The following is a 19,862-nucleotide window of genomic DNA, read 5'->3' as shown; positions in this document are numbered from 1 at the left end:
GGCGCAAGCCGTACAAAGTCACACCGAACGGTAGAGCTCGGCCACCCGGAAGGCGAGGTCGAGCGACTGCCCCCGGTTGAGCCGCGGGTCGCAGGCCGTCTCGTAGCGCAGGGCCAGGTCGTCCTCGAGGATCTCGGCCCCGCCGCCCACGCACTCGGTCACGTCGTCGCCGGTGAACTCGATGTGCACGCCGCCCGGGTGGGTGCCGAGCGCCCGGTGCACCTCGAAGAAGCCGCTGACCTCGTCGAGCACGTCGTCGAGGCGCCGGGTCTTGTAGCCGCCCGCGGCCTCGAAGGTGTTGCCGTGCATCGGGTCGCAGATCCAGGCGACCTGCGCGCCGCTGCCCGAGACCTTCTCCACCAGCGTGGGCAGGTGGTCGCGGATCTTGCTCGCGCCCATCCGGGTGATGAAGGTGAGCCGGCCCGCCTCGTTGTCTGGGTTCAGCTTCTCCACCAGCGCCAGCGCCTCCTCGGGCGAGGTCGTCGGGCCGAGCTTCACGCCGATCGGGTTGCGGATGCGCGAGAAGAACTCCACGTGCGCCCCGTCGAGCTGGCGGGTGCGCTCGCCGATCCAGACCATGTGCGCCGACACGTCGTACGGCAGGCCGGTGCGCGAGTCGATGCGGGTGAGCGCCTGGTCGTAGTCGAGGATGAGCGCCTCGTGCGAGGAGTAGAACTCGACGGTGTGGAACTCCTCGGGGTCGGCCCCGCAGGCGCGCATGAAGGCCAGCGCCTGGTCGATCTCCCGGGCGAGCTGCTCGTAGCGGCGCCCGGCGGGCGACTCGGCCACGAAGTCCTGGTTCCAGGCGTGCACCTGGCGCAGGTCGGCGTAGCCGCCCTTGGTGAAGGCGCGGGCCAGGTTCAGGGTCACGGCGCTGGAGTGGTAGGCGCGCAGCAGGCGCTGCGGGTCGGGCGTGCGCGACTCCTCGGTGAAGTCGAACCCGTTGACCATGTCGCCGCGGTAGGCCGGCAGCGTCACCTCGCCCCGGGTCTCGGTGCCCTTGGACCGCGGCTTGGCGAACTGCCCGGCCAGCCGGCCGATCTTCACCACCGGCACCCGGCCGGCGTAGGTGAGCACGATCGCCATCTGCAGCAACGTCTTGAGCTTGTTGCGCACGTTGTCGGCGGTCGCCCCGGCGAAGGTCTCGGCGCAGTCGCCGCCCTGCAGGACGAAGGCCTCGCCCCTGGCCACCGCGGCCAGATCGGACTTGAGCTGGTCGCACTCACCCGCGAAGACCAGCGGCGGCAGGGTGTTGAGCTCGGCGACGACGCGCCCGAGCGCGGCGGGGTCGGGCCACTCGGGCTGTTGCGCCGCGGGCAGGTCACGCCAGGAATCGAGGTTAGAGAGTGCGCTCACGAGATACGAGGGTATTCCACCCGCTGAGCCGGTCGGCCGAGTTGTCCACGTTCTGAGAAGGGATTTTCACGTTGTGGGCGACTGAGCGTCCGGCCCGGGGGGAGGCGCGCTCGTCCGGCGCCTGCGCGTGGCCAGGGCCAGCGTGCCGGCGACGATCAGCAGGCCCACGCCGGCGGCCAGCAGCCCGCCGTACCCCGCGGTGAGCAGGGGGTCGGGCCGGACCGCCTCGATGCGGCCGGCCGGGCCGGCCACGAAGCGGCTGCCGGGGGACAGGCCGGCAGCCGGCGGGGCCGCGGTCAGCCGGTCGGCCGCCTCCAGCGCGCCCGCCGGGTTGACCAGGCCGAAGCCGAGGGCGTCGTCGTGTTCGTAGCCGTCCTGGTCCAGCCAGCCGCCGTCCGCGCCGGGGAGCCGGGCGGAGGCGATCAGCGACTCGACGACGCGGCCCGGCCTCAGCTCGGGGGCGTGCGAGCGCACGAGCGCCGCCGCCGCGGCGACGTAGGCGTTGCGCCAGCGGCTCGTGCAGGGCCCGGATGCCCCCGGCCTTGAGCTCGTCGAAGCCGCCCTTGGGGATGACGTAGGCGAGCTGCCAGTAGCTGTCGCGGTTGATCGCGACCATGAAGTGCCCGGCCGACAGGCGCAGGAAGGTCTCGTCCGGATCGCCGGGCAGCCGGGAGGCGCGGAACCACACCACGTCCATCGGCGCGCCCAGCTCCTCCGGGACCAGCCCGGCCGCCGCGCGCAGGGCGGAGGTGCGGCCGTCGGCGGCCACCACCAGGTCGGCGCGGATCTCGTGCTCGCCTTCCGGGGTGCGGTAGCGGACGCCGCGCACCACGCCGTCCTCCCGGATCAGGCCGTGGGCCTCCGCCTTCATGATCAGCCGGAAGGTGGGGCACTCCTTGGCCGCCTCGGTCACCAGGGTGAGGAAGTCCCACTGCGGGACGAAGGCGATGTAGTCGTAGTTTCCCGGCAGCCCGCGCAGGCTGGCCAGGTCGGCGGTGCCGCGGTCGGTCCACAGCCGGATCGCGCGGGTCTTGCGGTGGGGCAGGTCGTGGAAGCGCTCGGCCAGGCCGAGCTCCTCCAGCACCTGCAGGGTGGACGGGTGGATGGTGTCACCGCGGAAGTCGCGCAGGAAGTCGGCGTGCTTCTCCAGGAGGGTCACCTCCACGCCGGCTCGGGCGAGGATCAGGGCCAGGACGGCTCCGGCGGGTCCGCCGCCGGCGATCACACAAGTCATAATTCATCACCTAGTGAAATTATGCCATCGGCCACCGCAATCCGACAGCCCCGCCGCGCCGAATCACCGGTGTGACCAAGCCAACCGCGCACCCGCTGACCCCGGTGCCACGGGAGCCCGGCCTGGAAGAGCTGCTCACCGCCGTGGCGGCGGGCGGCGAACAGGCCTTCGAACGGCTCTACGACCGGCTCGCCGGCCCGGTGTACGGGCTGGTCCTGCGCGTGCTGCGGGACCCGGCCCAGGCCGAGGAGGTGGCCCAGGAGGTGCTCGTCGAGGTCTGGCGCACCGCCGCCCGCTTCGACACCGCCCGCGGGTCCGGCCTGTCCTGGGTGATGACCATGGCCCACCGCCGCGCGGTCGACCGGGTCCGCTCGGCCCAGGCCGCCGCCGACCGCGAGCACCGCGCCGGGACGCGCTCGGCCGAGGTGCCGCACGACCACGTCGTCGAGGAGGTGACCGTCCGGCTCGAGGGGGAGCGGGTCCGGCGGTGCCTGGGCGGGCTCACCGAGGTCCAGCGGCAGGCCGTCACGCTGGCCTTCTACGGTGGCTACAGCTATCCCGAGGTGGCGGGCCTGCTGCGCGTCCCGCTCGGGACGATCAAGACCAGGATGCGCGACGGGCTGGTCCGGCTGCGCGACTGCATGGGAGTGGAACGATGAACCCCGAGATCCACGCCCTGTCCGGCGCCTACGCCCTCAACGCGCTCGGCAAGGCGGAGGAGACCGAGTTCGAGCGGCACCTGTCCGGCTGCTCGGCGTGCTCGGCCGAGGTGCGCGGGCTGCGCGAGACCGCGGCGCTGCTGGCCCTGGACGCCGCCGCGGCGCCGCCCCCGGACCTGCGCGCCCGCGTGCTCGCCGCCGCCCGGCACGTACGGCAGGCGCCCCCCGACCTGACCCCGGCCACGCGGGTCGAGCAGCGCACCGGCCCCCTTCCGCGACGCGCCCGCGCGGGAGGACGGACCGGCCCCGGCAAGCGCCGCCCCCGCCGGTCGTGGCCGGTGCGGCTGGCGCTGGGACTCACGGCTGCCGCGACGGTCGCGGCGGCGGTGCTCGGCGTGGTGGCCTTCGACGGGCTGCGCGACCTGGAGCGGGTCCGCGAGACCCAGCGGGAGCTGGTCGAGGTGCTCGCCGCCCCCGACGCCAGGACGCTGCGCCGCCCGGTCACCTCGGGCGGGACGGCGACGCTGGTGGTCTCCCGCGAACGCGGCCGCCTGCTGTTCGCCGCGCACGGCCTGCCCGTCCTGCCGGAGGGCCGCGTCTACGAGCTGTGGCTGATGGGACCGGGCGGCGCCCGGCCCGCCGGGCTGCTCACCGACGACGGCGCGGGGCAGACCCTGCCCCTGCTGACCAGCCCGGAAGCCGACGACCGCCACCTCGGCCTCACCGTCGAGCCCGCGGGCGGCTCCGCGCAGCCCACCACGGTCCCGCTCCTGCTCACCGAACTGCCCGGGACCTAGGCGCACCGGACCGCGGGGATCTGGAGAATGTGACATGGTTCGGCGATGATCGGGACGTCCGGAACACCCCCCGAAAGGTCCCGCCCATGCGCCGAACCCTCGCCGCGCTCCTGCTGTTAGCCCTCGCCGTCACCCCCGCCGCACCCGCCCAGGCCGAGACCGCGCTTCCGAGCGCGGGGCCGGGCAGCGCCACGGTCGTCCCGGTCCAGGTGACCGGCAGCCCCGCCAAGCGCTTCAACGTCATCGTGATGGGCGACGGCTACACCGAGAGCCAGTTGCCCGCCTTCGCCGCCGACGTCGACCGCCACCTGAACGTCATGTGGTCCATCGAGCCGTTCAAGTCCTACCGCAACTACATCAACGTCTACCGGCTCGACATCGTCTCGGCCGAGTCGGGCATCGACTGCGACCCCGACCTCGGCTCCCCCCGCCGCGACACCCCGCTGAACATGGGCTTCTGGGGCGGCTGCAACCCGGCCAGCGTCCAGCGCCTGGTCACCATGAGCAACTCCGCCGCCAACACCTACGCCAACCTCGTCACCGGCACCTCCTCGGCCAACCGGCAGATCCTCGCCCTCGGCAACAGCGGCACCTACGGCGGAGCGGGCGGCGCCTACGCCACCGCGACCGGCAGCAACGCGATGTCCGCCCTGATCAGCCCGCACGAGCTGGGCCACTCGCTGGGCGGGCTCCAGGACGAGTACGACTACTACCAGCGCGGCGTGCCCGGCGGCGCCTACTCCGGCGCCGAGCCCTCCAGCCCCCACCACACGCTGCTCACCGAGGCCCAGATGGCCGAGCAGCGCCGCAAGTGGTGGCGCTGGCTCGGCGAGGAGAGCGAGTCGGGCGGCCCGATCGGCCGTTACGAGGGCGGCCTGTACTACTCCACCGGCGTCTGGCGGCCCAGCCGGCACTCGATGATGAAGACGCTCGGCTACTACTTCGACCAGGTCAGCCGCGAGATCATGGTCCGTCGGATCTCCGCGAAGACCGACCTGGTGCAGAGCTCCACCCCGGCCGGCGCGCCGGTGGGCGCCGACCGCGTGCTCTGGGTCGAGCCGATGCACCCGGTCTCGCACGCCCTCACCGTCACCTGGTCGCTCGACGGCGCCGAACTGCCCGCCAAGGGCGTCGCGCTCGACCTGCGCACCCTCGGGCTGAGCCCCGGCACGCACACCGTCCAGGCGGTCGTCGCCGACCCCACCGGCTTCGTGCGCGACCCGGCGATCAAGGCGGCGCTCAGCCGTACCGTCTCCTGGACCGTGGACACCGCGCTGAGCACCCCGCCGGACGGCGTCGAGCCGGGCATCGTGGCCTCGACCCCCACCGAGCGGCCGGTCGGCGGCACCGATGTGGTCTACGTCGAGACCACCCACCCCGCGCGGAGCGTCCCGCGGGTGACCTGGACGCTCGACGGCACGCCGGTCGGCGACGGCGGGCCCGCCCTCGACCTGGAGCCGCTCGCCCTGAAGCCGGGCACGCACACGCTCACCGCCACCGCCGGCGGGCAGAGCCGTACCTGGACCGTGGACGCCACCGCGCCCGCGACCGCCTACGAGCTGTCGGCGCCGCTGGTGCGCTCCGGCGACACCTACGTCTACAACGGCCCGGTCGAGATGCGGCTGACCGGCGCCGACGAGCACCCCGGCTACGTGGTCTCCGAGTCGCGGGTGGACGGCGACGGCTGGTTCAACTACTTCGGCTGGCCCACCTCCTCCGAGCTGCCCTGGCGCTTCACCGAGACCGGCACCACCATCGACCACCTGGTCTTCGGCCGGCTGCCGCGCGGCCGGCACGTCATCGACTACCGCTCCATCGACGCGGCCGGCAACGCCGGCGCGGAAAAATCGTTCACCGTGACCACCATCGCGCCGCCGCCCGCGTGCACCCGCACCGTCACCGGCGCCCACACCGGCCCGCTCACCGTCGCCTCCGGGGTGACCTGCCTGAACGGCGCCCAGGTCAAGGGCCCGGTGACGGTACGGCGAGGCGCCTCCCTGATCGTGTCCGGCGGCTCGGTCACCGGCGCCGTCACCGCCACCGGCGCGGCCGACGTCCAGGTGCTCAACGCCCGGATCACCGGCGCGCTCAGCGTGCACGGCACCACCGGCTCGCTGGTGCTGGCCGGGATGGAGCTGCGCGGCGCGGCGACGCTGACCGGCAACGCGGATCCGATCCTGACCGGCACTACGATCAACGGTGCGCTGTCGTGCGCGGGCAACACCCCGGCCCCGGTCGATCTCGGCGTCCCCAACCGCCTCACCGGAGCCGGCCAGTGCGCAGCCATCCAGGCTGCAGCCGATGCCAAGCGAGCGGCAAGCGAGCCGTACGAGGCTGTGATCAACTCCGCAGCTCCCGAGAAGGGCACCGATGACCATCTACACGACTGACCGGCTGACCGTCCGCATGTGGACCGACAGCCCGGCCGACGTCAAGCGCCTGGACGACATCATGAGCCGGGAGGAGGTCACCCGCTGGCTGCCCGGCGCGGTGCCGCCCGCGGCCGATCTCGTGCCGCGCTACCGCGCGCACAGCGAGCCCGACCCGACCCTGGGCGTCTGGGCGATCGAGGAGCGCGAGAGCGGCGTCGTGGCCGGGACGATCCTGCTCAAGCGGCTGCCCAACGGCGACGACGAGGTGGAGGTCGGCTGGCACCTGCACCCGGACATGTGGGGCCGCGGCTACGCCACCGAGGCCGCCCGCGGCGCGCTGGAGCGGGCCTGGGCGGCCGGGATCGGCGAGGTCTACGCGCTGACCTTCCCCGACAACCACCCCTCGCAGGCCGTCTGCCGCCGCATCGGGATGAGCCACATCGGTCAGACCGACCGCTGGTACGGCGTGCAGGCCGAGCTGTTCAGAGTCGAGCGAGCGCTCTGACCAGCGACTCGGTGGTCAGTGCCCGGAGCGGGGCGTAGTCCTCCTCCGGGTACTGCCGCGGGCCGTTCTCCACCAGCATGATCAGGTAGAGGTAGACCCGGTAGAGCGCCAGCCGGGTCTGGTCCACCTCCAGGGGCGCCACCTCGCGGTAGCCGGCCAGCACCGGGTCGTCCTCGGCCAGCTCGCCGAAGAGCGTCGGGGTGACCAGGTCGGCCAGCGGATCGCCCCAGAAGGCGCGTTCGAGGTCGATCACGGCCTGGATGCGCGGCTCGCCGGTCAGGTCGAGGAAGACGTTGCCCGGCCACAGGTCGAAGTGCACCAGCCGCGGCTCGCGCACCGCGTCGAGGGCGGGTGCGGCCCGGTGCACCAGCGCGCGGATCTCCTCCACCGGCGCGGGCAGCGGCGTGGGATAGCGCTCGGTGTCCTTCAGCAGCGCCTCGACCATCGCCAGGTAGCCCGCCCGCCAGCTCGGCGCGGCGATCCACGGGTAGCCGAAGCTGTCGCCGCGCACCGAGTTGAGCCGGGCCAGGTGGCCGCCCAGCTCCCGGCGCAGGGCGAGCTGCCGGTCCGGGTCGAGCCGGGCGTGGTTCCACGGCACGCCGTCGAGCTCCCGCAGCAGCAGGTAGTCGCCGCCCAGCACCGGGTCGTCGAACCCGGCCGCCAGCAGTCCGGCGAGCGGAACGCCCGCCGCGGCGGCCAGCTCGTAGGCGTGGGCCTCCATGCGCAGCAGGCCGCGCTCGTAGGTGAGCTGATCGAGGTCCGGTGAAGGTGACAGTTTCAGCACCACCCGGCGACCGTCATGGAGGCTCAGCCGCCACACCGCGTTGGCGAAGCCGTCGGTGAGCTCTTCAGAGAGGTTCACCCCGGCGCCGAGCGCGCGGCGGGCCAGCGCGTCGAGCTGCTCGGGGGTCAGACGGCGCTTGGTCCGGCTGTGCATGATCGTACGATACCGGGGCCATACACATTTCATGGTCATTCACGACTTACCGGACCCCGTGACGGAGACGAAGGGGACCAGCCACCGGCCGGTCCTCGCCGCGGGCAGCAGGCTCGCCATGGTGTGGAAGGGCCAGCGCGAGGACCGCGGGCTGTGGTTCGCGCTCTGGCAGGACAGGGAACGCCGCTGGTCGCCCCAGCAACCCGTGCGGGTGAGCGGCGGCGCGCCGGACACCCGCCACGCCCCGGGGCTGTGGTGGTCGGCCGAGGACGAGCTCACCCTCGCCTGGACCGACGCCGCCACCGCCCGCATCCAGGTCGCCAGGGCAGCCGTGCCCAGGGGGAGCACGGCCGACGAGGTGACGTGGACCGGACGGCTCGACCTCGGGCCCGACTACGTCGCCGAAGGCGGCCCGGTGCTCGGCCGCTTCCCCGGCGGCGCGCTGCACCTGGCCTGGCGGGCCAGGACCGGCACGCAGATCCGCTTCAAGCGCCGTGCCGCCGACGGGAGCTGGGGGAGCGGGCCCAAGGCCGTGCCCTCCGCCCGCTCCGACGCCGACCCGGCGATCGTGCTCGCCGACCTGGACAGCCGTCCCGGCCTGCTCTACCGCGCGCCCGACACCGGCCAGCTCAAGTACCGCTCGCTGCACGAGGCGGCCGACACCCCGAGCACCGTCAGCCTGGCCAGCGTCACGGGCGTGCCCGCCTGGGCCGAGATCCCGCACTCCTGGCAGGGCGACTACCTTCGGCTGATGGCGTGGATCCCGCAGGGCGCCGACGACGTGCAGCTCTCGACCAGCTCCGAGACCGGCGGCTGGTCGACGCCGGTCGTGGCCAAGGGCATCCGGCCGACCAAGGCCGGGCTCAGCGCGGCCGGCTACCGGGGCCGGATCTTCCTGGCGTGGTCCGGCGCCGCGCACCAGATGATCGAGTACCTCCGGCTCACTCCGGCCGAGCTGACCTGATCGTCCAGCTCGCGCTGTGGCTCTGCCCCGGCGCGAGCGTGATCAGGTCGTCGCCGGAGTTGAAGGCGTCCGGCGGACAGGTCATCGGCTCGACCGCCACCCCGCGGTAGCCGAGCTGCGCCCCGGTGCAGACCTGCACCCACGGCAGCACGGCGGGGTCCCACTCCATCAGGACCCCGCCCACCCGGGCCCGGCCCTCGGCCAGCCCGGTGAAGGCGTGGTCGACGTCCACCCCGGCCGTCGTCCTGGCCTGCCCGAAGTCGTACGGCGTCGCCGCCACCTCGGCCACCTCGGCCGGCAGCAGCGCCGCGTCGGTCAGCAGCACCCGCCCGGCGGGCAGCTCCAGCTCCTCGCCCACCAGCCACGGATGCGGCCCGCAGCCGTAGGGAGCCGGGTCGGCGCCCCGGTTGGCCGCGGTGAGCGTGGTGGTCAGGCCGCCGGCGTCGAGCCGGTGGGTGACCTCCAGGTCGAGGGTGAACGGATACCCCGCCACCGGCGTGACGGTGTGGGCCAGCCGGACCCACGCCTGCTCCTCCTCGACCGCGACCTGCTCCACCGGCCGCCAGTCGGCGGTGGCGACCAGCCCGTGCAGCGCGTGGCCGCGGTCGGGCTCGGTCACCTCCAGGTGGTGCTCGCGCCCGCCGAAGCGGTAGCTCGCCTGCCCCACCCGGTTGGGCCAGGGGGCCAGGATCGTCCCGGCGTAGAAGGGCACCGGGCCCTCGGCGGGCCAGCTCGTGATCAGGTCGCGGTCACCGTGGCGCAGGGCGCGCACGGCGGCGCCGCGCACGCTCCACTCGGCGGTGTACCCGGCGGCGATAAGGGGGGATCCTTGCACGGTGCCAGGATACGGGCAGCTCAGGCGCTACCGCGCGGCACCAGGTGGGTGTCGAGGATGACCACCTGGTGCTGCGGCTGCTCGCCGTTGATCCGCGCTACCAGGAGCTGGGCCATCTGCCGGCCCATCGCCTCGGTCGGCTGGTGCACGGTGGTCAGCGGGGGGTCGGTGTGCAACGCCACCTTGGCGTCCTCGAACCCGACCACCGCCACGTCCCCCGGCACGCGCCGGCCGGCCGTCTTCAGCGCCCGCATCGCGCCCACAGCCATCAGGTCGGAGGCGGCGAAGACCGCGTCGAGATCGGGATCGGCCTCCAGCAGCGCCGCCATCGCGGTGGCGCCGCTCGCCTCGGAGAAGTCGCCGTAGGCGACCAGCTCCCGGCGGCCGGCCGCCGACAGGGCGTCGCGGTAGCCGGCCAGCCGGTCGACGCCCACCCCCATGTCCTGCGGGCCGGCGATGGTCGCGATGCGCTCGCGGCCCAGGCCCAGCAGGTGCTTGGCGGCCTGCCGGGCGCCGGTGCGGTTGTCGATGTCGATGTAGCTCAGCCGCTGGAACTGCGCCGGGTCGAGGCCGACCGGCCGGCCGCCGAGCACCGTCGGCACGCCGCGGTCCTCCAGCCGGCCCGGCAGCGGGTCGGCGCCGTGCAGCGACAGCAGCAGCACGCCGTCGACGTGCTGGCCGGTGAGGTACTCCTCCAGCCGCTTGTGCTCCGAGCGCGACTGCGACATCGCGAGGATGAGCTGCAGCCCGGTCTCGGCCAGGTAGGTCGCGATGCCGCGGATGGTGCCGGCGAAGTACGGCTCGTCGAAGACCCGCAGCTCCGACTCCGAGACCACCAGGGCCACGGTGTCGGTGCGGCGGGTCACCAGCGTGCGGGCGGCCCGGTTCGGCACGTAGCCGAGCTGGTCGATCGCGTCGAGGACGGCGCGGCGAGCCTTCTCGCTGACGTTCGGCGAGCCGTTGATCACCCTCGACACCGTGCCGCGGCCCACGCCGGCCAGCGCGGCCACGGCTTCGAGTGTCGGTCGGTTCATGCGGACATTATGGTCCGCGAATACCAGTGGGCGCTGTCCTTGAGGATGCGCTTCTGGGTCGGGAAGTCCACGTAGACCAGGCCGAACCGCTTGCCGTACCCCCAGGCCCACTCGAAGTTGTCCATCAGGGACCAGGCGAAGTAGCCCTCCAGCGGCACGCCGGCCTCGATCGCCTCGCTGCAGGCGCGCAGGTGGCCCTCCAGGAAGGCGACGCGCTCGGTGTCGTGCACGGCGCCGTCCTCCAGCACGTCGTCGTAGGCCGCGCCGTTCTCCGAGACCACCAGCGGGATGGCCGGGTAGTCGCGCTTGAGGCGCAGCAGCGTGCGCTTGAGGCCGTCGGGCTCGACCTCCCAGCCCATCGAGGTGGTCGGCAGGCCGTCGCTGAGGAAGGAGACGTGCTCGTTGCCCACCCACGGCGAGCCGGTGTCGGTCGGCGCGGCCGAGGCAGAGGCCTTGCCGCCGGGTGCGCCGGAGACCGTGTACGGGCTGTAGTAGTTGATCAGCAGCAGGTCGATCGGCGCGCCGACCAGCTCCTGGTCCTCCTGGCTGAAGGAGACGCCCCAGTCGTCCAGCACGTCCTGCGGGTAGGCGCCCTTGAGCAGCCCGTCCAGGAAGAAGCGGTTCTGGGCGCCGTCGATGCGCCGCGCGGCGTCCACGTCGCGGGGGTCGTCGCTGGCCGGCCGTACCGGGTAGAGGTTGACGCAGCCGCCGACCCGCGAGCCGGTCAGCCGCCGGGCGGCCAGGCCGTGGGCCAGGTTGAGGTGGTGAGCCGCCTGGACGGCCTGCGCGGGCTCGCGCCGGCCGGGGGCGTGCTCGCCGGAGGCGTAGCCGAGGAAGGCCGCGCACCAGGGCTCGTTGACCGTCGCCCAGGTGTGCACCCGGTCCTTGAGCGCGTCGTGCACCGCCTCGGCGTAGTCGGCGAAGCGGTAGGCGGTGTCGCGGTTCGGCCAGCCGCCGGCCTCCTCCAGCGCCTGGGGCAGGTCCCAGTGGTAGAGGGTGAGCCAGGGCTGGATGCCGTGCTCCAGCAGGTCGTCGGTGAGCCTGCGGTAGAAGTCGAGGCCCTTGGCGTTGATCCGCCCGGCGCCGTCGGGCTGCACGCGCGGCCAGGACACGGAGAAGCGGTAGGCCTTCAGGCCCAGCTCCGCCATGATCTGGACGTCCTCGCGGTAGCGGTTGTAGTGGTCGATCGCGACCTGCGCGTGGTCGCCGGCGACCACGCGGCCCGGCTGGGCGGTGAAGGTGTCCCAGATGGAGACGCCGCGACCGTCGGCCGTGGTCGAACCCTCGATCTGGTAGGCGGAGGTGGCGGCGCCCCAGACGAAGTTGGCCGGAAATTTCATGCCTTGACAGCACCTTCCATGATTCCGCCGACAATCTGGCGGCCAAACGCGACGAAAACCACGATGAGCGGAATGATAGACAGCGCGGTCCCCGCGAAGATCAATGTGTAGTTCGTGGCGAAACGCATGTTGAGCTGGGTGATGGCGATCTGCACCGTCGGGTTCTCCCCGGTCAGCACGATCAGGGGCCACATGAAGTCGTTCCACATGAGCATGAAGGTGTTGATCCCGAGCACGGCCATGCCCGGCCGTACCGCCGGGAGCACCACGCTCCACCACACCCGCAGCGTGGAGGCCCCGTCCACGCGCGCCGCCTCCACCAGCTCGTTCGGCACCGCCTGGGTGGTGTACTGCGTCATCAGGAAGACGCCGAAACCGTTGAGCAGGTAGGGCAGGATGACCGCCTGCAGCGTGCCGGTCCACTCCAGGCTGACCATCAGCCGGTAGAGCGGCACCACGCCCATCTGCTGCAGCGGCACCATCATGGTCAGCAGCACCGCCATCAGCAGGATCTTGCTGCCCTTGAAGCGCAGCCGCGCGAAGGCGAAGCCGGCCAGGGTCGAGATCAGCACGACCGAGACGGTCACCGTCGTGGCCACGATCATCGAGTTGAGCAGGCCGGTCAGGAACTTGGCGTCCTCGTGCTGGAGCACCGCCATGATGTTCTCGCCCAGGTTGCCGCCGGGCAGCAGCGGCGGAGGCACGGCCACCGCCTCGGAGTTGGAGCGCGAGGCGATGACGAGCATCCAGTACAGCGGGAAGACGGAGAGGATCACCGTGAAGGCCAGCATGACCCGCGTCATGACGGCCGGCTTCCAGTTCGTCACCTGATCCTCCTCACGAGCACGAAGTTGATCGCCGCGCCGACCAGGATCAGCAGGAACAACATCCACGCCGCGGCGGCGGCGTAGCCGTAGTCGAACTCGCGGAAGCCCTGCTTGACGATGAACATCGCCACCGTCTGGAACTGGCCCTGCGAGCCGCCGTCCACGTTGCCGTTGTAGAACGTCGTCGGCTCGGCGAACAGGGTCAGGCCGCCGATCGTGGAGTTCAGCACGACGAAGATCATCGTGGGCTTGAGCATCGGCAGCGTGATCTGCCAGAACTGCCGGCGGCGCGAGGCGCCGTCGATCGCGGCCGCCTCGTACAGGTCCTTCGGGATGGTCTGCATCCCGGCCAGGAAGATGATCGCGTTGTAGCCGGTCCAGCGCCAGTCCACCATCAGCGCGATGGCGATCCAGCTCGGCAGCCGCTCGGCCCGCCAGTTGATCGGCTCGACGCCGACCAGGCCGAGCAGCCAGTTGGCCAGGCCCCAGTCGCGCGCGAAGAGCTGGCTGAACACGATCGCCACCGCCACCACCGAGGTGACCAGCGGGAACAGCACGCTCATCCGGATCGCCAGCCGGAAACGCAGCCGCTTGTTCAGCGCGTTGGCCAGCATCAGCGCGATCAGCATCTGCGGCACGGTGGCCAGGAAGAAGATGCCCGTCGTGTTGGTGACGGCGTTCCAGAAGTCCTCGTCGGCCAGCAGCTTGGCGTAGTTGTCCAGGCCCGCCCACTCCGTGGTGCCGGCCAGGTCGTAGTCGTAGAGCGAGTACCAGAGCGTGAAGACCAGCGGGAACAGCCCGAAGGCGGCGAACAGCAGGAAGTAGGGGGAGACCAGCAGGTACGGCACGGCCTTGAGGTCGAAGGCGGACCAGCCCCGCCGGCCGGTGGAGGGCGTTCTGCGGCGCGAACCGCGGGGAGGCCGGTGGGCCGCGGGCGGCGGCGCCACGTTGAGGCTCATGGGAGACCTTTCCAGACGGGTCGGGAACGATCCGGTACGGCGGGGCGGCCGGGCCCCCGCTCGGCGAGTCGGCGGGCCGCGCCGCCGTACCGGAGTCCGGGATCTAGGTCAGCCCGCGGCCTTCACCGCGTCGTCCACCAGCTGCTGCCAGGCCTTGTCGTGCGGCACGGAGCCGTCGTCCATGCCCTGGATGACCGACTCGATGGCGTTCTTGACCTGGGCGTGCTTGACGCCGAGGAAGACCGGCTGGAGCGAGGCGGCGGACTTGGCGAAGATCTCGCCGGAGGGCGCGTTGTCGAAGAACTCGCTCTTGGCGCCCTGCACCTTCGGGTCGGCCTGGGCCTTGGTGTTGCTCGGCATGTTGCCGAACTCGGCGAACACGTCGGCCTGGACGGCGGCGCTGGTCAGGTAGTCGGCGACCTGCGCGGCCTCCTTCGGGTGCTTGCTCTGCTTGGGCACCGCGAGCCAGGAGCCGCCCCAGTTGCCGCCGCCGCCCGGGACCGCGGCGACGTCCCACTTGCCCTTGCCGGCGTCACCGGCGTTGCCCTGGACCACGCCGAGCATCCAGGAGGGGCAGCCGAGGGTGGCGAAGGAGCCCTTCTGGGTGCCGGTCGCCCACTCGTCGGTGAAGTTGCGCAGCTTGGCGGTCAGGCCCCCCTGGCTCATCTTCTGGGCGAAGTCGAACGCCGTCCTGACCGCCGGGTTCTTGTCGACGATCAGGTTGTTGTCCTTGTCGAAGTAGGTGACGTTGCCGTTCTTGGCCGCCTCCTGGTAGAGCAGCACCTGGTAGAGGGTGTTGGTGCCGTCGGTGAACTTCGTGTCGGGCACCTTGGCCTGGAACTGCTGGCCCACCTTCATGAACTCGTCCCAGGTCGGCCACAGGGCGCTGACCTCGTCGCGCTCGGAGGGCAGGCCGGCCTTCTTGAACAGGTCCTTGCGGTAGCACAGGCTCATGCCGCCGATGTCGGTGCCGAGGGCGAAGACCTTGCCGTCGCCGGCGACGCCGTTCTCCCACTTCCAGGCGGGGAAGTCGGCCTGGCGCTTGTCGAGCCCGAACTCCTTCAGGTCGGCCCACCAGGCGCTGTTGGCCTTCGCCAGGCCCATGCCGCCCTCGTCGATGCCCACCACGTCGCCCGCGCCGCTGCCGGCCTGCAGCCACTGGATCATCTGGGGCCAGTACTGCTGCTCGAACTGGTCGGTGAGGTTCTCGTGCTTGATCTGGATGTCCTTGTGCTCGGCGTTCCACTTCTCGACCGCGGTCTTGTAGCCGAAGTTGGCGCCGCCGCCGAAGGTCTGCACGCGGATGGTGATCGGCTCGGCCTGCGCGGCGGGGGAGCCGGCGCCGCCGGTGGCCGCGGGGGTGGTGGTGCCGTTCGAGCCGCAGGAGACCAGCGCCATGGCGGCCAGGGCCGCGACCGCGCCGCGGCGCTTGCTGATGGTCATGAGGTCCTCTTTCGTGTGCGCCCGTGGGGGATTCGGGGGTGAGGCTTGGGAGCGCTCCCATGAAGAGTGGCCATGGTGGGCTCGCTCGTCAACGGGCTGAAACACAACCGTGACCGAGAGAGCGTTTTCTGGTTTCTTAAACGGATATGTCGGCATGAAGGGGACGGAGAGGATGGTGGGAGCGCTCCCATCCTGGGTGTCGCGAAACACGCAAGAAACGCCCGCCCCTGGGGAGGGGCGGGCGTCTCTTGGGGAGGGGGTGCCCCTGGGAGGGGCGGGCGCTTCTGCGGTGGTCACCGGGAAGTGGAGGCGGCCCGGGGGACGGGCCGCGAGCTCCTACTTGCCGTACTCGGGGTAGCCGTAGCCGACGACCTGGGACTTCGGCCGGACACGCTGCTCGACCTTGCCGTTGCCGGTGTTGCCCTCGATCGTGGTGATCGTGCCGTTGCCGTTGTCCTTCTCGACGAAGCCCACGTGGGCGATGCCGTCCAGGCTCTTGCTGCCGGACCAGGAGAAGAAGACGACCGCGCCGGGCTTGGGCGTGGTGCCCCAGCGGTTGTTGTTCTTGAACCACTTGGCGTGGGTCACGGTGTAGGCGTCCCAGCCAACGGAGCTGCGGGCGCCGGTGTGCTCGCCGACCCAGGACACGAACATCGAGCACCAGGCGGCGTTCAGGTAGGCCTTGGTGGAGCCGCCGTCACGCTTGATGGTCTCCTGGGCGCGCTTGGAGGCGGCGTACCAGTTCTGGAACTTGGTGCCTCCGCCACTGGAGTTCTCGCTCACGCCGATCTGCTGACGGGCGAGGCCGAGGACCTTGGTGAGGGACGGCTTGGCCGGCATGGCGGCCTTGGGTGCCGCGGCGGGCGCGGCGGGTGCTTCCTTGGGGGCGTTGAAGGCGAGTGCGGCGACCTCGGGGACGCCGCCGATCTCGGGCTTGACGGTGTCAGCGTGTGCGACGTGGGCGCCGAATCCGGTGGCCGCGAAAAGGGCGGCGCCGAGACCGGCGGAGACGAGCTGGGCCTTGGAAGGACGCACGCGACGGTGTTTTGCCATGAGGGAAAGGACACTCCTTGCTTCATGCCGCTTACCGGGTTAGCTGACGGGTTCGGACGTGAAGCTGCCCTACGGCGCGCCCCTGGCGGGGTCGGCGCCGATTCACCCCAGTGAGACTTTTGGGTCCCCGGTTCCGCGCGGTGGCGGATTCAGCGGTCACAGGCGGGGGCCTGTGAGAGGTGGTCGGTCAAGGCAAGGAACGGATGGCCGTTCGTTTGCCGGGAGTGACCAAAAGGTAATACACGCGGCAAGGAGATTACAAATCTGTAAATGTCCGGGCAGTAAAATCGGCTGTAGATCAATAGCCGCCGATCTACGGAAAACCCCTGTGGGCAGGGCGATCGGGGAATCGGCCGGTTCGCCGGACCCCCATGAGTAGATCTTTTTCGGACCCTCCGCCAGCCCCTGACTTTACCTTTGCCGACGGCGTTCCCCCGGCCCGGGACCGGGGGAACGCAACGGCCGGGATCAGCCGAATTCGGCCGGGTCGGGACCCAGGCGCTTGCCGTTGTTCAGCGCGCCGATCGCGGCCATGTCCTCGGCGTCCAGGATGAAGTCGAAGACGTCGATGTTCTCCTTGATCCGCGACGGGGTGACCGACTTGGGGATCACCACGTTGCCGAGCTGGATGTGCCAGCGCAGCACGATCTGGGCGGGCGTGCGCCCGTGCTTCTCGCCCAGCGTGGCCAGCGCCCGCTCCTCCAGCAGCCCCCGGCCCTGGCCGAGCGGGCTCCACGCCTCGGTCAGGATGCCGTTGGCCTCGTGGAAGGCGCGCAGCTCGGTCTGCGGCAGGTTGGGGTGCAGCTCGATCTGGTTGATCGAGGGCACGATCTGCGTCTCGTCCATCAGCCGCTGGAGGTTCTTGACGGTGAAGTTGGAGACGCCGATGGCGCGCACCCGGCCGTCGTGGTACAGCCGCTCCAGCTCCTTCCACGCCTGGACGTAGAGGTCCTGCTTGGGCGCGGGCCAGTGGATCAGGAACAGGTCGAGCTGGTCGAGGCCGAGCCGCGCCATGCTCTCCTCGAACGCCTCCGCCACCCGGCCGTGGTCGTCGTTCCAGAGCTTGGTGGTGATGAAGAGCTTCTCGCGCGGCAGCCCGGAGTTGCGCACGGCCCGGCCGACGCCCTCCTCGTTGTTGTACAGCCGCGCGGTGTCGATGCTGCGGTAGCCCGCCTCCAGGGCCAGCCCGACCGCCCGCTCGGCGTCCTCGTCGGGCACCTGCCAGACGCCGTAGCCGAGCTGCGGAATCTGGACGCCGTCGGTGTTGAGCAGCAGTGAGTTCATGCATCTCATTGTTCACCCTGCGTTACCGATGGCGTCAGAGGGCCGGGTTAGTGTCGGGCCACGGTCGTCGGCCCGCGGGATCGCCCGTGCGGTTCCGTGAGGAGAGGGAGGCCCATAGCGTGTGGCCGGCCTGGGTGGAATCGCCACTCCAGATGATCTGCGCGGTGGAAGCCCACCACGCCGGCCTGCTCGGGCCCACGACGGTGATCGTGCCGCGGGCGGGCGTGCGCGCCCTGCGCGCCACCCGCGCCGAGCTCGCGCGGCTCGGCCTGCCTCTGGGGGTGGAGGTGGCCGAGCCGCGCGAACGTATGCCCAGCCGCCTGGGGGCGGTGGGCGACGCCTTCTCCGGCCGCGTGCAGGTGCGCTGGCTGACCTCGTGGCGGCCGGTGGTGATCGTGGACGACGGGCTGGCGACCATCCGGCTGCTGGAGCTGCTGGCCGCGGGTCCCGGCCGGCCGCTGGTCCGTGCCCGCGCGACGCCGGGCGTGGCCCGCCGCGCGCTGGGGCTGGCCGCCGGGCTGCGGCTGCACGCGGGGAAGCGCCGGGTGACGGTGTTCACCGCGCTGCCGGTGGAGGAGCGGCTGGCGGAAGCCGTACGAGCCGCGGGGTTCGACGTGATCAGCCACGATTTCGCCTGGCTGCGGGCGCAGCCGCTCGACCGGCCTGGACCGCCGCAGCGCACCGTCGTGCTCGGCACCTCGCTGGTCCGCAACGGCCTGGTCCACCGCGACCGCTACCTCGGCTGGATCACCGCGCTGGCGGCCGACGAGCCCGTCGCCTACTTCCCGCACCGCCGCGAGGACCCGACCGACCTGGCGCTGCTGCGCGAGCGGCCCGGCATCACCGTGCACGAGCCCGGCATGCCCGCCGAGCTCAGCCTGCGCGGCCTGGGCGCCGAGCAGCGCGTGCTCAGCCTGCCCTCCACCGCGATCAGCTCGCTGCGTGTCCTGCTGAGCCCGCGCGGCGTCGCCGTCGAGCCGGTCGAGGTCCCCGACGACTGGTGGACCAGCCGCGCCGCACCCGACCTGCGCGACCATCTCACCCTCTCCGGGGGCCCGGCCTCCGGCCTCTCAGGAAGAGCCGCCCGACCGTGAAGATCCTGGCCGTCGCCGATTCCGACTCCTACCTGAAGTGGGCGGCCTGCCTCCTGGACGATCTGCCCGCCGGCTGCCACGCCGAGCTCGCCGTCGTCCGCACCCCGATCGTGCCCTCCGCCCAGCAGATCGCCGCCGCCGCGGGCGCCCGCCCGCTCGCGGGCGTCCTGTCCGCCCGGGCCCTGCGGCGTACGGCGGAGCGGCTGCGCCCCGACGCCATCGTGGTGGCCTGCACCGGCCCGGTCGTCGACGTGCTGGTCTCCTCGGTGCTGGCCGGGCTGCGGCCCCGCCCGGTGTTCGTCACCGGCCTGCCGGGGATCGCGGTGCCGGCGACCGAGAAGGCCTGGCTCTACCGCAGCGGCTGCGACCTGTTCGTGGCGCACAGCGCGCGCGAGGTGGCCGAGTTCGAGGCGCTGTCCCGGCAGCTCGGCGGCGGCGGCGCGGTCGGCCTGGCCCGGCTGCCCTTCCTGCGCACGGCCCCCACGCCGGGCCGGCCGCAGGCGGCGGGGGAGCGGCGGCGCGTGGTCTTCGCCACGCAGGCCAAGGTGCCCGGCCCGCGCGAGCAGCGCGAGCGGATCCTGCTGGCCCTGGCCGAGCTGGCCGAGGCCCGGCCCGACCTGGACGTCGTGGTCAAGCTCCGCGCGCTGGAGGGCGAGCGCCAGACGCACAACGAGCGCCACCCCTACCCCCGGCTCTGGCGCGACCTGGGCGAGCCCGGGCGGCTGAGCTTCGAGGCCGGCTCCATGCAGGAGCATCTGGACCGCGCGGCGGGGTTCGTCACGGTGAGCTCGACCGCGGCGCTGGAGGCGATCGCCCGCGAGGTGCCCCTGCTGGTGCTGGACGACTTCGGGGTCAGCGCCGAGATGATCAACCTGGTCTTCGAGGGCAGCGGGGTGCTCGGCTCCCTGGCCGAGCTGGCCGCGGGGCGCTTCCGCGATCCCGATCCGGCCTGGTGCGAGGCCAACTACTTCCAGCGCGACAGCGACTGGGTGGGCCTGCTCACCGCGCTGGCCGCCGGGCCGCGGATGCGCTCGCGCTCCCTGCTCGACGGGCCCGAGCACGCCGCCGCCCGCCGCCGGGCCCGGCTGCGCGTCGAGGTGCCGCCGCGGCTGCTGCGCGCCGGCTACCGCGCCAAGCGCAAGCTGCGCCGCGCCCTGGCGTGACGCTTT

18 protein-coding genes and 1 riboswitch are annotated in these 19,862 nt (G+C 72.1%); of the genes, 7 read left to right on the top strand and 11 right to left on the bottom strand.

Translation table 11 applies throughout. The annotated features are described in order from the left end of the window. Window positions 1-18: 18 nt before the first annotated feature. Both AB0I67_RS32115 and AB0I67_RS32110 read right to left on the bottom strand, forming a co-directional pair. Entirely contained in the window at window positions 19-1,356 is a 1,338-nt protein-coding gene (locus AB0I67_RS32115; protein ID WP_357931151.1) for a class II 3-deoxy-7-phosphoheptulonate synthase, read from the bottom strand. Further along, window positions 1,340-2,590, bottom strand: a complete 1,251-nt coding sequence (locus AB0I67_RS32110) for an FAD-dependent monooxygenase (protein ID WP_357931149.1) — start codon at window positions 2,588-2,590, stop codon at window positions 1,340-1,342. The genes AB0I67_RS32115 and AB0I67_RS32110 overlap by 17 nt, the downstream gene beginning before the upstream one ends. A 95-nt stretch (window positions 2,591-2,685) precedes the next feature. Between AB0I67_RS32110 and AB0I67_RS32105 the strand changes: the two genes are divergently transcribed. The 4 genes from AB0I67_RS32105 to AB0I67_RS32090 all read left to right on the top strand — a co-directional run bounded on the left by AB0I67_RS32105 (window position 2,686) and on the right by AB0I67_RS32090 (window position 6,923). Further along, complete coding sequence (locus AB0I67_RS32105) at window positions 2,686-3,249, top strand: sigma-70 family RNA polymerase sigma factor (RefSeq protein ID WP_357931265.1); 564 nt, start codon at window positions 2,686-2,688, stop codon at window positions 3,247-3,249. After that, window positions 3,246-4,046 (top strand): anti-sigma factor, encoded by an 801-nt coding sequence (locus AB0I67_RS32100; RefSeq protein ID WP_357931146.1) that lies wholly within the window; start codon window positions 3,246-3,248, stop codon window positions 4,044-4,046. Before AB0I67_RS32105 ends, AB0I67_RS32100 begins: the two co-directional genes overlap by 4 nt. Window positions 4,047-4,132: 86 nt before the next feature. Beyond that, a complete protein-coding gene (locus AB0I67_RS32095; protein WP_357931144.1) occupies window positions 4,133-6,436 on the top strand; it encodes a M64 family metallopeptidase in 2,304 nt (767 codons plus the stop codon). Next, window positions 6,417-6,923, top strand: coding sequence for a GNAT family N-acetyltransferase (locus AB0I67_RS32090; protein ID WP_357931141.1), 507 nt, complete (start codon window positions 6,417-6,419; stop codon window positions 6,921-6,923). The genes AB0I67_RS32095 and AB0I67_RS32090 overlap by 20 nt, the downstream gene beginning before the upstream one ends. Here the strand turns inward: AB0I67_RS32090 and AB0I67_RS32085 are convergent. Then, window positions 6,901-7,860 (bottom strand): phosphotransferase, encoded by a 960-nt coding sequence (locus AB0I67_RS32085; RefSeq protein ID WP_357931138.1) that lies wholly within the window; start codon window positions 7,858-7,860, stop codon window positions 6,901-6,903. The genes AB0I67_RS32090 and AB0I67_RS32085 overlap by 23 nt on opposite strands. A 58-nt stretch (window positions 7,861-7,918) precedes the next feature. On the opposite strand from AB0I67_RS32085, the gene AB0I67_RS32080 reads away from it, so the two are divergent. Then, window positions 7,919-8,824: a hypothetical protein gene (locus AB0I67_RS32080; protein WP_357931135.1), complete on the top strand. Its 906-nt coding sequence runs from the start codon at window positions 7,919-7,921 to the stop codon at window positions 8,822-8,824. Here the strand turns inward: AB0I67_RS32080 and AB0I67_RS32075 are convergent. From AB0I67_RS32075 to AB0I67_RS32040, 8 genes are all read right to left on the bottom strand, one after another. Then, entirely contained in the window at window positions 8,802-9,659 is an 858-nt protein-coding gene (locus AB0I67_RS32075; RefSeq protein WP_357931132.1) for an aldose 1-epimerase family protein, read from the bottom strand. The two genes, AB0I67_RS32080 and AB0I67_RS32075, sit on opposite strands and share 23 nt — an antisense overlap. A gap of 20 nt (window positions 9,660-9,679) precedes the next feature. Then, window positions 9,680-10,693 (bottom strand): LacI family DNA-binding transcriptional regulator, encoded by a 1,014-nt coding sequence (locus AB0I67_RS32070; protein WP_357931129.1) that lies wholly within the window; start codon window positions 10,691-10,693, stop codon window positions 9,680-9,682. Then, window positions 10,690-12,033: a GH1 family beta-glucosidase gene (locus AB0I67_RS32065; protein ID WP_357931126.1), complete on the bottom strand. Its 1,344-nt coding sequence runs from the start codon at window positions 12,031-12,033 to the stop codon at window positions 10,690-10,692. Before AB0I67_RS32065 ends, AB0I67_RS32070 begins: the two co-directional genes overlap by 4 nt. Next, window positions 12,030-12,860, bottom strand: a complete 831-nt coding sequence (locus AB0I67_RS32060; RefSeq protein ID WP_357931123.1) for a carbohydrate ABC transporter permease — start codon at window positions 12,858-12,860, stop codon at window positions 12,030-12,032. Before AB0I67_RS32060 ends, AB0I67_RS32065 begins: the two co-directional genes overlap by 4 nt. Continuing rightward, on the bottom strand, window positions 12,857-13,819 hold the full coding sequence (locus tag AB0I67_RS32055) for a sugar ABC transporter permease (protein WP_357931120.1): 963 nt from the start codon (window positions 13,817-13,819) through the stop codon (window positions 12,857-12,859). The genes AB0I67_RS32060 and AB0I67_RS32055 overlap by 4 nt, the downstream gene beginning before the upstream one ends. Before the next feature lie 108 nt (window positions 13,820-13,927). Continuing rightward, on the bottom strand, window positions 13,928-15,262 hold the full coding sequence (locus AB0I67_RS32050; RefSeq protein WP_357931117.1) for an ABC transporter substrate-binding protein: 1,335 nt from the start codon (window positions 15,260-15,262) through the stop codon (window positions 13,928-13,930). Window positions 15,263-15,598: 336 nt separating this feature from the next. Next, a complete protein-coding gene (locus AB0I67_RS32045; RefSeq protein WP_357931114.1) occupies window positions 15,599-16,315 on the bottom strand; it encodes a CHAP domain-containing protein in 717 nt (238 codons plus the stop codon). Between the two features lie 11 nt (window positions 16,316-16,326). After that, window positions 16,327-16,480, bottom strand: a riboswitch (cyclic di-AMP (ydaO/yuaA leader). 303 nt (window positions 16,481-16,783) lie between these two features. Then, window positions 16,784-17,599: an aldo/keto reductase gene (locus AB0I67_RS32040; RefSeq protein ID WP_357931112.1), complete on the bottom strand. Its 816-nt coding sequence runs from the start codon at window positions 17,597-17,599 to the stop codon at window positions 16,784-16,786. Between the two features lie 164 nt (window positions 17,600-17,763). On the opposite strand from AB0I67_RS32040, the gene AB0I67_RS32035 reads away from it, so the two are divergent. After that, window positions 17,764-18,693, top strand: coding sequence for a hypothetical protein (locus AB0I67_RS32035; RefSeq protein WP_357931110.1), 930 nt, complete (start codon window positions 17,764-17,766; stop codon window positions 18,691-18,693). Then, window positions 18,690-19,856 (top strand): DUF6716 putative glycosyltransferase, encoded by a 1,167-nt coding sequence (locus AB0I67_RS32030; RefSeq protein ID WP_357931108.1) that lies wholly within the window; start codon window positions 18,690-18,692, stop codon window positions 19,854-19,856. The genes AB0I67_RS32035 and AB0I67_RS32030 overlap by 4 nt, the downstream gene beginning before the upstream one ends. The last annotated feature ends 6 nt before the right edge of the window (window positions 19,857-19,862 follow it).

The organism is Nonomuraea sp. NPDC050310, from assembly GCF_040655795.1.
Classification (GTDB): Bacteria; Actinomycetota; Actinomycetes; order Streptosporangiales; family Streptosporangiaceae; genus Nonomuraea.
The sequence above is the reverse complement of the archived record's forward strand: the minus strand, read 5'-3'. Positions and strand labels throughout refer to the sequence as shown.

What these genes read in the sequence shown, in the direction of transcription:
- AB0I67_RS32110 (WP_357931149.1), bottom strand. Translation starts at nt 2,590, where the DNA reads ATGACTTGTGTGATCGCCGGCGGCGGACCCGCCGGAGCCGTCCTGGCC.
- AB0I67_RS32100 (WP_357931146.1), top strand. Translation starts at nt 3,246, where the DNA reads ATGAACCCCGAGATCCACGCCCTGTCCGGCGCCTACGCCCTCAACGCG.
- AB0I67_RS32095 (WP_357931144.1), top strand. Translation starts at nt 4,133, where the DNA reads ATGCGCCGAACCCTCGCCGCGCTCCTGCTGTTAGCCCTCGCCGTCACC.
- AB0I67_RS32090 (WP_357931141.1), top strand. Translation starts at nt 6,417, where the DNA reads ATGACCATCTACACGACTGACCGGCTGACCGTCCGCATGTGGACCGAC.
- AB0I67_RS32085 (WP_357931138.1), bottom strand. Translation starts at nt 7,860, where the DNA reads ATGCACAGCCGGACCAAGCGCCGTCTGACCCCCGAGCAGCTCGACGCG.
- AB0I67_RS32070 (WP_357931129.1), bottom strand. Translation starts at nt 10,693, where the DNA reads ATGAACCGACCGACACTCGAAGCCGTGGCCGCGCTGGCCGGCGTGGGC.
- AB0I67_RS32065 (WP_357931126.1), bottom strand. Translation starts at nt 12,033, where the DNA reads ATGAAATTTCCGGCCAACTTCGTCTGGGGCGCCGCCACCTCCGCCTAC.
- AB0I67_RS32055 (WP_357931120.1), bottom strand. Translation starts at nt 13,819, where the DNA reads ATGAGCCTCAACGTGGCGCCGCCGCCCGCGGCCCACCGGCCTCCCCGC.
- AB0I67_RS32050 (WP_357931117.1), bottom strand. Translation starts at nt 15,262, where the DNA reads ATGACCATCAGCAAGCGCCGCGGCGCGGTCGCGGCCCTGGCCGCCATG.
- AB0I67_RS32045 (WP_357931114.1), bottom strand. Translation starts at nt 16,315, where the DNA reads ATGGCAAAACACCGTCGCGTGCGTCCTTCCAAGGCCCAGCTCGTCTCC.
- AB0I67_RS32040 (WP_357931112.1), bottom strand. Translation starts at nt 17,599, where the DNA reads ATGAACTCACTGCTGCTCAACACCGACGGCGTCCAGATTCCGCAGCTC.